Genomic DNA, 9,227 nt, shown 5'->3' with positions numbered 1-9,227 from the left:
GCTTTATGGCTCGTACTACACCGATTAATCGCTACCGTAACATTGGTATCGTTGCTCACGTGGATGCTGGTAAAACCACCACCACCGAGCGCGTCCTTTTTTACACTGGCAAAAGTCACAAGATGGGCGAGGTGCATGACGGCGCCGCGACCACAGACTGGATGGTTCAGGAGCAGGAGCGTGGTATTACCATTACTTCTGCTGCTATTACCGCCTTCTGGCAGGGTTCTGCGAAGCAGCACAAAGACCAATACCGCTTCAACGTCATTGACACCCCGGGTCACGTAGACTTCACCATTGAAGTTGAACGCTCCCTGCGTGTACTCGACGGCGCGGTCGTTGTGTTCTGCGGCACTTCCGGCGTTGAGCCTCAGTCCGAAACCGTATGGCGTCAAGCCAACAAGTACGGTGTTCCACGTATTGTTTACGTGAACAAAATGGACCGTGCCGGCGCGAACTTCCTGCGCGTGATCGCTCAGATCAAGCAGCGTCTGGGTCACACTCCGGTGCCTATCCAGTTGGCTATCGGTTCCGAAGACAACTTCCAGGGTCAGATCGATCTGATGTCCATGGAAGCGGTTTACTGGAACGATGCTGACAAAGGCATGACTCCACGTCGCGAAGCTATCCCTGCTGAATTGCAGGAGCTGGCTGAAGAGTGGCGTAGCAACATGGTTGAGGCTGCGGCTGAAGCCAGTGAAGAGCTGATGAACAAGTACCTCGAGGGCGAAGAGCTCACCATCGAGGAAATCAAGGGTGCTCTGCGTCAGCGTACTATCGCTGGTGAGATCGTTCTGGCTGTTTGCGGTTCTTCCTTCAAGAACAAGGGTGTTCCCCTGGTTCTCGACGCCGTTATCGACTACCTGCCTGCTCCTGTCGACATTCCTGCTATCAAGGGTTCCAACCCTGATAACGAGGAAGAAGAAATGGAGCGTCATGCAGACGACAACGAGCCGTTCTCGGCTCTGGCGTTCAAGATCGCTACCGACCCATTCGTGGGTACTTTGACCTTCGTCCGCGTTTACTCGGGCGTGTTGGCATCCGGCGACGGTGTGATCAACTCGGTTAAAGGCAAGAAAGAGCGCGTGGGTCGTATGGTGCAAATGCACGCAAACGCCCGTGAAGAAATCAAGGAAGTACGCGCTGGCGACATCGCGGCCTTGATCGGCATGAAGGACGTCACCACTGGTGAAACTTTGTGCAACGCTGACAAGCCAATCATCCTGGTTCGCATGGACTTCCCGGAGCCGGTTATTTCGGTTGCCGTTGAGCCTAAGACCAAGGATGACCAGGAAAAAATGGGTATCGCTCTGGGCAAACTTGCTCAGGAAGACCCGTCTTTCCGCGTCAAAACTGATGAAGAGACTGGTCAAACGATCATCTCTGGCATGGGCGAGCTGCACCTGGACATCCTGGTTGACCGGATGCGCCGTGAGTTCAACGTCGAAGCCAACATCGGTAAGCCTCAGGTTTCCTATCGTGAGCGCATCACGAAGAGCTGCGAAATCGAAGGCAAGTTCGTTCGTCAGTCCGGCGGTCGTGGCCAGTTCGGTCACTGCTGGATTCGCTTTGCACCTGCTGACGAAGGTCAGGAAGGTCTGCAATTCCTGAACGAAGTAGTGGGTGGTGTGGTTCCTAAGGAATACATCCCGGCTATCCAGAAGGGTATCGAAGAGCAGATGAAGAACGGTGTTGTTGCCGGCTATCCGCTGATCGGCCTGAAGGCTACCGTGTTTGATGGTTCTTACCACGACGTCGACTCGAACGAGATGGCGTTTAAGGTGGCTGCTTCCATGGCGACCAAGCAACTGGCCCAGAAGGGCGGTGGTGAGTTGCTCGAGCCGATCATGGCGGTAGAGGTTGTTACGCCTGAAGACTATATGGGTGACGTGATGGGCGACCTTAATCGTCGTCGCGGCATGATTCTGGGTATGGAAGACACGGTTTCCGGTAAGGTTATCCGTGCTGAAGTTCCGTTGGGCGAGATGTTCGGTTATGCGACCGATGTTCGTTCGATGTCCCAGGGTCGCGCAAGCTACTCTATGGAATTCAAAAAATACAATACGGCTCCGTCGCACATCGTCGAAACCGTTACCAAAAAACAAGGCTGATTCAGTCCTTTAGGCAAGGAGTTAATTGTCGTGGCTAAAGAAAAATTTGATCGTTCCCTACCGCACGTCAACGTTGGCACCATCGGTCACGTTGACCACGGTAAAACCACTCTGACCGCAGCTCTGACTCGCGTTTGCTCCGAAGTTTTCGGTTCGGCAATCGTTGATTTCGATAAAATCGACAGCGCTCCAGAAGAAAAAGCTCGTGGTATCACCATCAACACCGCGCACGTCGAGTACAACTCGAAGATTCGTCACTACGCTCACGTTGACTGCCCAGGTCACGCTGACTATGTGAAGAACATGATCACTGGTGCTGCCCAGATGGACGGCGCGATCCTGGTTTGCTCGGCCGCTGATGGTCCGATGCCACAAACCCGTGAGCACATCCTGCTGTCCCGTCAGGTAGGCGTTCCGTACATCGTGGTTTTCCTGAACAAGGCTGACCTGGTAGACGACGCTGAGCTGCTGGAACTGGTTGAGATGGAAGTTCGCGACCTGCTGTCCACCTACGACTTCCCGGGCGATGACACTCCAATCATCATCGGTTCGGCTCGTATGGCGCTGGAAGGCAAAGACGACAACGAAATGGGCACCACTGCCGTTCGTAAACTGGTTGAAACTCTGGACAGCTACATCCCAGAGCCAGAGCGCGCTATCGACAAGCCATTCCTGATGCCAATCGAAGACGTATTCTCGATTTCGGGTCGTGGTACTGTTGTGACCGGTCGTATCGAGCGCGGTATCGTTCGCGTTCAAGATCCGCTGGAAATCGTTGGTCTGCGTGACACTACCGTCACCACCTGCACCGGTGTTGAAATGTTCCGCAAGCTGCTCGACGAAGGTCGTGCTGGCGAGAACTGCGGCGTTCTGCTGCGTGGCACCAAGCGTGACGACGTTGAGCGTGGTCAGGTTCTGGTTAAGCCGGGTTCGGTTAAGCCGCACACCAAGTTCACCGCAGAAGTTTACGTTCTGAGCAAGGAAGAAGGCGGTCGTCACACTCCGTTCTTCAAAGGCTACCGTCCACAGTTCTACTTCCGTACTACTGACGTGACTGGTAACTGCGAGCTGCCAGAAGGCGTTGAAATGGTAATGCCAGGTGACAACATTCAGATGACTGTTACCCTGATCAAAACCATCGCAATGGAAGATGGTCTGCGTTTCGCTATCCGTGAAGGCGGTCGTACCGTCGGCGCTGGCGTCGTAGCCAAAATCATCGAGTAATCTCTTTTTTGAGATGGCTTTGATGCTTTGAAAAAGCCCCCGCTCAGCGGGGGCTTTTTTATTGGGTTGACACCTATCTGGGGCGTCTATAGAATTGCGCCTCCTTTTAACGGGCGTATTGCGCCCGGTGGGAATAGCAGCCGGAGTCTGAAATCCAATGCAAAATCAGCAAATCCGTATCAGGTTGAAGGCTTTCGACCATCGCCTGATCGACCAATCAACCCAGGAAATCGTGGAAACCGCGAAACGTACTGGTGCTCAAGTGCGTGGTCCAATTCCACTGCCTACCCGTAAAGAGCGGTTCACCGTTCTGGTCTCCCCGCACGTCAACAAAGACGCGCGTGACCAGTATGAGATCCGTACTCATAAGCGCGTTCTGGACATCGTCCAGCCAACGGATAAAACCGTTGATGCTCTTATGAAGCTTGATCTTGCGGCCGGTGTGGAAGTGCAGATCAGCCTCGGCTAAGACTCGGTCTTAGTCGTGTAACGCTCTGAAATGGGCGGCCATAGCGGGTGAAAGCCCCGTACACTCATGAGGTTTACAACATGACTATTGGTGTAGTCGGTCGTAAATGCGGTATGACCCGTATTTTCACCGAAGAAGGTGTCTCCATTCCGGTCACGGTCATTGAGATCGAGCCGAATCGCGTCACCCAGTTCAAAACTGAAGAGACCGATGGCTATCGTGCAGTGCAAGTCACTGTCGGCGAGCGTCGTGCTTCGCGTGTAACAGCAGCTCAGGCTGGCCACTTCGCTAAAGCGAACGTTGCCGCTGGTCGTACCGTAATGGAATTCCGCCTTGAAGAAGGCGAGTACCAGGCCGGCGATCTGATCAACGCTGAAATCTTCGCCGCTGGTCAACTGGTTGATGTAACCGGTCAGTCCAAAGGTAAAGGCTTCCAGGGTACGATCAAGCGTTGGAATTTCCGCGGGCAAGATAACACCCACGGTAACTCCGTATCCCACCGCGTTCCAGGCTCTATCGGCCAGTGCCAGACTCCTGGTCGTGTATTCAAGGGCAAAAAAATGTCCGGTCATATGGGCGCTGAGCGCGTGACCGTGCAGTCCCTCGAAGTAGTGCGCGTGGACGCTGAACGCAATCTGTTGTTGGTCAAGGGCGCTGTTCCTGGCGCTACTGGCGGCAACTTGGTTGTACGTCCAGCAGCCAAGGCTCGCGGTTAAGGGGAAGCTGACATGCAATTAAATGTAAATGACGCTCAAGCGATCGAAGTTTCCGAACTGACATTTGGCGGCGAATTCAACGAGACGCTGGTTCACCAAGCAGTCGTGGCCTACATGGCTGGCGGTCGTCAGGGTTCCAAGCAGCAAAAGACCCGTTCCGACGTTCGTGGTGGCGGTAAGCGCCCATGGCGTCAGAAAGGTACTGGCCGTGCTCGTGCCGGTACTATCCGTAGCCCAATCTGGCGTGGCGGCGGTACCACTTTCGCAGCTCGTCCTCAGGATCACTCCCAGAAGCTGAACAAGAAGATGTACCGCGCAGCAATGCGTTCCATCCTTGCTGAGCTGGTGCGTACTGATCGTCTGGTCGTGGTTCAGGATTTCGCCGTTGAGACGCCGAAAACCAAAGACCTGCTGGGCAAACTGAACAACATGAGCCTGACCGACGTTCTGATCGTGTCGGACGCTGTTGATCAGAACCTGTACCTGGCTGCTCGTAACCTGCCGCACGTAGATGTACGTGACGTGCAAGGTTCCGATCCAGTTAGTCTGATCGCATACGACAAGGTGTTGATCACCGTGTCGGCCGTGAAGAAATTCGAGGAGCTGCTGGGATGAACCAGGAACGCGTATTTAAAGTTCTGCTTGGCCCGCACGTTTCCGAGAAGGCTACGGTTCTGGCAGACAAGAAAGGCCAGTTCGTTTTCAAGGTTGCTACTGACGCAACCAAGCTGGAAATCAAGAAGGCCGTCGAAAGCCTGTTCAGCGTGAAAGTAGAGCGTGTTACTACCCTGAATGTTCTGGGTAAGAGCAAGCGCACTGCTCGCGGTCTGGGCAAGCGTAATGACTGGAAGAAGGCAGTTATCTCCCTTCAGCCAGGCCAAGATCTCGATTTCAGCAGCAGTGCTGAGTAAGGAAGGGGTGCATCATGGCAATCGTTAAATGCAAACCGACTTCCCCTGGCCGCCGTTTTGTGGTCAAGGTGGTCAACCAGGAGCTGCATAAAGGCGCTCCTCACGCACCGCTGCTCGAGAAGAAGTCGAAGACTGGTGGTCGTAACAACAATGGCCGTATTACCACTCGTCACATCGGTGGTGGTCATAAGCAGCATTACCGTATGGTCGATTTCCGTCGCAACGACAAAGATGGCATCGTCGCCACTGTCGAGCGTATCGAATACGATCCAAACCGTACTGCTCACATCGCACTGCTCTGCTACGCAGACGGCGAGCGCCGCTACATCATCGCCCCTAAAGGCGTGAGTGCTGGCGACACGCTGATCGCAGGTGCCCTGGCTCCAATCAAGCCAGGCAACGCTCTGCAACTGCGCAACATTCCAGTCGGTTCTACCGTACACGGCATCGAACTGAAGCCAGGTAAAGGCGCACAGATCGCTCGTTCCGCTGGTGCTTCGGCTCAGCTGATCGCTCGTGAAGGCGTGTACGTTACCCTGCGTCTGCGTTCCGGTGAAATGCGTAAAGTCCTGGCTGAATGCCGTGCGACCCTGGGCGAAGTCTCGAACTCCGAGCACAGCCTGCGTTCGCTGGGTAAAGCTGGTGCCAAACGCTGGCGTGGCGTTCGCCCAACCGTTCGTGGTGTTGCCATGAACCCGGTTGACCACCCACATGGTGGTGGTGAAGGTCGTACCTCTGGTGGTCGTCATCCGGTATCGCCATGGGGCTTCCCGACTAAGGGCGCGAAGACTCGTGGTAATAAGCGTACCGACAAAATGATCGTCCGTCGTCGCAAGTAAATAGAGGGATACGACAGTGCCACGTTCTCTGAAAAAAGGTCCTTTTATCGATCTTCACCTACTGAAGAAGATCGAAGTGGCGGCGGAAAAGAACGATCGCAAACCAGTTAAAACCTGGTCGCGTCGTTCGATGATCCTGCCACAAATGGTCGGTCTGACCATCGCAGTACACAACGGTCGTCAACACGTCCCAGTTCTCGTTAACGAAGACATGGTCGGCCACAAACTGGGCGAGTTCGCCGGTACCCGCACTTATCGTGGGCACGTGGCAGACAAGAAAGCCAAGCGTTAAGGGGTTAGGAAATGGAAGTAGCCGCTAAGTTGTCGGGCGCTCGAATCTCCGCCCAGAAAGCCCGCTTGGTCGCCGACCAGATCCGCGGGAAGAAGGTGGGCGAAGCGCTCAACCTGTTGGCTTTCAGCAGTAAGAAAGCCGCCGAGATCATGAAGAAAGTGCTGGAGTCGGCCGTAGCCAACGCCGAGCATAACGAAGGCGCAGACGTTGATGACCTGAAGGTCAGCACCGTTTTCGTCAACGAAGGGCGTTCGCTGAAGCGCATCATGCCACGTGCCAAAGGCCGTGCTGATCGCATCGTCAAGCGGTCTTGCCATATCACTGTCAAGGTTGCTGACAAGTAACGGAGTCGAAGAGATGGGTCAGAAAGTACATCCCATTGGCATTCGCCTGGGAATCGTCAAGGAGCACACCTCCGTCTGGTACGCAGACGGTCGGACTTATGCGGACTACTTGTTCGCTGATCTGAAGGTGCGTGAGTATCTCCAAGACAAACTAAAAAGCGCGTCCGTAAGCCGTATCGATATCCATCGTCCGGCCCAAACTGCACGTATCACCATCCACACCGCTCGTCCAGGTATCGTTATCGGGAAGAAAGGTGAAGATGTTGAGAAACTGCGTCAGGACCTGACCAAGCAAATGGGTGTGCCTGTGCACATCAATATCGAAGAGATCCGCAAGCCGGAACTCGACGGTATGCTGGTTGCGCAGAGCGTAGCTCAGCAGCTGGAGCGTCGCGTTATGTTCCGTCGCGCTATGAAGCGCGCTGTACAGAACGCAATGCGCATTGGTGCCAAAGGCATCAAAATCCAAGTGAGCGGTCGTCTCGGCGGTGCTGAAATCGCACGTACTGAATGGTATCGCGAAGGTCGTGTGCCACTGCACACCCTGCGTGCCGACATCGACTATGCCAACTACGAAGCTCACACCACCTACGGTGTGATCGGTGTAAAGGTTTGGATCTTCAAAGGCGAAGTAATTGGTGGTCGCCAAGAAGAACTGAAACCACAAGCACCAGCGCCTCGTAAAAAAGCTGCTAAGTAAGGGGTACGCCAAATGTTGCAACCAAAGCGTACGAAGTTCCGCAAGCAAATGACTGGTCACAACCGTGGCCTGGCATTGCGCGGTAGCAAAGTCAGCTTCGGCGAGTTCGCGCTGAAGTCTGTTGCTCGTGGTCGTCTCACCGCTCGTCAGATCGAGTCAGCGCGTCGTGCTCTGACCCGTCACGTAAAACGTGGCGGCAAGATCTGGATCCGTGTATTCCCGGACAAGCCGATCTCCAAGAAGCCTCTCGAAGTGCGGATGGGTAAAGGTAAGGGTAACGTGGAATACTGGGTTGCCCAGATTCAGCCAGGCAAAGTCCTGTATGAAATCGAGGGTGTTTCTGAAGAGCTGGCGCGTGAGGCTTTCGCCCTGGCTGCTGCAAAGCTGCCGCTCGCCACCTCCTTTGTTAAACGGACGGTGATGTGATGAAAGCGAATGAACTTCGTGAAAAATCCGCACAGCAGCTGAACGAGCAACTGCTCGGCCTGCTGCGCGACCAGTTCAATCTGCGTATGCAGAAAGCAACTGGCCAGTTGGGGCAGTCTCATCTGCTCTCGCAAGTTAAGCGTGACATCGCTCGCGTGAAGACTGTGCTCAACCAGCAGGCAGGTAAGTAATCATGGCTGAAGCCGAAAAAACTGTCCGTACGCTGACTGGCCGTGTTGTCAGCGACAAGATGGACAAAACCATCACCGTTCTGATCGAGCGTCGCGTTAAGCACCCGATCTACGGTAAATACGTTAAGCGTTCGACTAAGCTGCACGCGCACGACGAAACCAATCAGTGCCACATCGGCGACAAAGTCACTATTCGTGAAACTCGTCCTTTGGCCAAGACCAAGTCTTGGGCGCTGGTTGATGTTCTCGAACGCGCTGTGGAAGTCTAAGGACTAGGGGTCGGAGAAATTATATGATTCAGACTCAATCCATGCTCGATGTGGCCGATAACAGCGGCGCTCGCCGTGTTATGTGCATCAAGGTGCTGGGTGGCTCCCATCGTCGTTACGCTGGTATCGGTGACATCATCAAAGTTACCGTCAAGGAAGCAATTCCTCGCGGTAAAGTGAAAAAAGGCCAAGTGATGACTGCTGTTGTAGTCCGCACTCGTCACGGCGTACGCCGTGCTGATGGCTCCATTATCCGCTTTGATGGCAACGCTGCTGTTCTTCTGAACAACAAGCAAGAGCCGATCGGCACCCGTATCTTTGGGCCAGTGACCCGTGAACTTCGTACTGAGAAGTTCATGAAGATCGTCTCGCTCGCCCCAGAAGTGCTGTAAGGAGATCCGACATGCAAAAGATTCGTCGTGACGACGAGATCATCGTGATCGCCGGCAAAGACAAAGGTAAGCGCGGTAAGGTGCTTAAGGTTCTCGCTAACAACCGTCTGGTTATTGGTGGTCTGAACCTGGTCAAGCGTCATACCAAGCCTAACCCGATGTCGGGCGTGCAGGGCGGTATCGTCGAAAAAGAAGCTCCACTGGATGCTTCTAACGTCGCCATTTTCAACGGCGAAACCAACAAGGCTGACCGCGTTGGTTTCAAAGTAGAAGACGGCAAGAAAATTCGTGTCTTCAAGTCGACCCAAAAAGCGGTTGATGCTTGAACACTGCTAGGTAGATG

Annotated in this window: 15 protein-coding genes; all 15 read left to right on the top strand. The window is 54.3% G+C overall.

All coding sequences use genetic code 11. The annotated features are described in order from the left end of the window. Positions 1-5: 5 nt before the first annotated feature. A complete protein-coding gene (gene fusA, locus ACW9JC_RS10160) occupies positions 6-2,111 on the top strand; it encodes an elongation factor G (RefSeq protein ID WP_338583424.1) in 2,106 nt (701 codons plus the stop codon). 30 nt (positions 2,112-2,141) lie between these two features. After that, positions 2,142-3,335 (top strand): elongation factor Tu, encoded by a 1,194-nt coding sequence (gene tuf, locus ACW9JC_RS10155; RefSeq protein WP_338583422.1) that lies wholly within the window; start codon positions 2,142-2,144, stop codon positions 3,333-3,335. Between the two features lie 157 nt (positions 3,336-3,492). Then, positions 3,493-3,804: a 30S ribosomal protein S10 gene (gene rpsJ / locus ACW9JC_RS10150; protein WP_003186070.1), complete on the top strand. Its 312-nt coding sequence runs from the start codon at positions 3,493-3,495 to the stop codon at positions 3,802-3,804. A gap of 80 nt (positions 3,805-3,884) precedes the next feature. Then, complete coding sequence (gene rplC / locus ACW9JC_RS10145) at positions 3,885-4,520, top strand: 50S ribosomal protein L3 (RefSeq protein WP_003186059.1); 636 nt, start codon at positions 3,885-3,887, stop codon at positions 4,518-4,520. A gap of 12 nt (positions 4,521-4,532) precedes the next feature. Then, positions 4,533-5,135 (top strand): 50S ribosomal protein L4, encoded by a 603-nt coding sequence (gene rplD / locus ACW9JC_RS10140; protein ID WP_003228735.1) that lies wholly within the window; start codon positions 4,533-4,535, stop codon positions 5,133-5,135. Then, a complete protein-coding gene (rplW, locus tag ACW9JC_RS10135; RefSeq protein ID WP_002555488.1) occupies positions 5,132-5,431 on the top strand; it encodes a 50S ribosomal protein L23 in 300 nt (99 codons plus the stop codon). Before rplD ends, rplW begins: the two co-directional genes overlap by 4 nt. 14 nt (positions 5,432-5,445) lie before the next feature. Further along, the gene (rplB, locus tag ACW9JC_RS10130; protein WP_008018194.1) at positions 5,446-6,270 is read left to right on the top strand and encodes a 50S ribosomal protein L2; all 825 of its coding nucleotides are present in this window, start codon (positions 5,446-5,448) and stop codon (positions 6,268-6,270) included. Positions 6,271-6,286: 16 nt separating this feature from the next. Continuing rightward, entirely contained in the window at positions 6,287-6,562 is a 276-nt protein-coding gene (gene rpsS, locus ACW9JC_RS10125) for a 30S ribosomal protein S19 (RefSeq protein ID WP_002555486.1), read from the top strand. An 11-nt stretch (positions 6,563-6,573) separates the two neighbouring features. Continuing rightward, complete coding sequence (gene rplV, locus ACW9JC_RS10120) at positions 6,574-6,906, top strand: 50S ribosomal protein L22 (protein WP_003103908.1); 333 nt, start codon at positions 6,574-6,576, stop codon at positions 6,904-6,906. A 13-nt stretch (positions 6,907-6,919) separates the two neighbouring features. After that, positions 6,920-7,606, top strand: coding sequence for a 30S ribosomal protein S3 (rpsC, locus tag ACW9JC_RS10115; protein WP_003176422.1), 687 nt, complete (start codon positions 6,920-6,922; stop codon positions 7,604-7,606). A gap of 12 nt (positions 7,607-7,618) precedes the next feature. Beyond that, positions 7,619-8,032, top strand: a complete 414-nt coding sequence (rplP, locus tag ACW9JC_RS10110) for a 50S ribosomal protein L16 (protein WP_003228729.1) — start codon at positions 7,619-7,621, stop codon at positions 8,030-8,032. Then, positions 8,032-8,223 carry a 50S ribosomal protein L29 gene (rpmC, locus tag ACW9JC_RS10105; RefSeq protein ID WP_002555481.1) on the top strand — a complete coding sequence of 64 codons (192 nt, stop codon included), beginning with the start codon at positions 8,032-8,034 and terminating at the stop codon, positions 8,221-8,223. The genes rplP and rpmC overlap by 1 nt, the downstream gene beginning before the upstream one ends. A gap of 2 nt (positions 8,224-8,225) precedes the next feature. Next, the gene (gene rpsQ / locus ACW9JC_RS10100; RefSeq protein ID WP_003176419.1) at positions 8,226-8,492 is read left to right on the top strand and encodes a 30S ribosomal protein S17; all 267 of its coding nucleotides are present in this window, start codon (positions 8,226-8,228) and stop codon (positions 8,490-8,492) included. A gap of 23 nt (positions 8,493-8,515) precedes the next feature. Beyond that, positions 8,516-8,884: a 50S ribosomal protein L14 gene (gene rplN, locus ACW9JC_RS10095; protein ID WP_002555479.1), complete on the top strand. Its 369-nt coding sequence runs from the start codon at positions 8,516-8,518 to the stop codon at positions 8,882-8,884. 11 nt (positions 8,885-8,895) lie between these two features. Continuing rightward, the gene (gene rplX / locus ACW9JC_RS10090; RefSeq protein WP_003176416.1) at positions 8,896-9,210 is read left to right on the top strand and encodes a 50S ribosomal protein L24; all 315 of its coding nucleotides are present in this window, start codon (positions 8,896-8,898) and stop codon (positions 9,208-9,210) included. Positions 9,211-9,227: the final 17 nt, after the last annotated feature.

The organism is Pseudomonas sp. SDO5591_S426 (assembly GCF_054070755.1).
The sequence above is the reverse complement of the archived record's forward strand: the minus strand, read 5'-3'. Positions and strand labels throughout refer to the sequence as shown.

What these genes read in the sequence shown, in the direction of transcription:
- fusA (WP_338583424.1), top strand. Translation starts at nt 6, where the DNA reads ATGGCTCGTACTACACCGATTAATCGCTACCGTAACATTGGTATCGTT.
- rpsJ (WP_003186070.1), top strand. Translation starts at nt 3,493, where the DNA reads ATGCAAAATCAGCAAATCCGTATCAGGTTGAAGGCTTTCGACCATCGC.
- rplC (WP_003186059.1), top strand. Translation starts at nt 3,885, where the DNA reads ATGACTATTGGTGTAGTCGGTCGTAAATGCGGTATGACCCGTATTTTC.
- rplD (WP_003228735.1), top strand. Translation starts at nt 4,533, where the DNA reads ATGCAATTAAATGTAAATGACGCTCAAGCGATCGAAGTTTCCGAACTG.
- rplW (WP_002555488.1), top strand. Translation starts at nt 5,132, where the DNA reads ATGAACCAGGAACGCGTATTTAAAGTTCTGCTTGGCCCGCACGTTTCC.
- rplB (WP_008018194.1), top strand. Translation starts at nt 5,446, where the DNA reads ATGGCAATCGTTAAATGCAAACCGACTTCCCCTGGCCGCCGTTTTGTG.
- rplV (WP_003103908.1), top strand. Translation starts at nt 6,574, where the DNA reads ATGGAAGTAGCCGCTAAGTTGTCGGGCGCTCGAATCTCCGCCCAGAAA.
- rpsC (WP_003176422.1), top strand. Translation starts at nt 6,920, where the DNA reads ATGGGTCAGAAAGTACATCCCATTGGCATTCGCCTGGGAATCGTCAAG.
- rplP (WP_003228729.1), top strand. Translation starts at nt 7,619, where the DNA reads ATGTTGCAACCAAAGCGTACGAAGTTCCGCAAGCAAATGACTGGTCAC.
- rpmC (WP_002555481.1), top strand. Translation starts at nt 8,032, where the DNA reads ATGAAAGCGAATGAACTTCGTGAAAAATCCGCACAGCAGCTGAACGAG.
- rpsQ (WP_003176419.1), top strand. Translation starts at nt 8,226, where the DNA reads ATGGCTGAAGCCGAAAAAACTGTCCGTACGCTGACTGGCCGTGTTGTC.
- rplN (WP_002555479.1), top strand. Translation starts at nt 8,516, where the DNA reads ATGATTCAGACTCAATCCATGCTCGATGTGGCCGATAACAGCGGCGCT.
- rplX (WP_003176416.1), top strand. Translation starts at nt 8,896, where the DNA reads ATGCAAAAGATTCGTCGTGACGACGAGATCATCGTGATCGCCGGCAAA.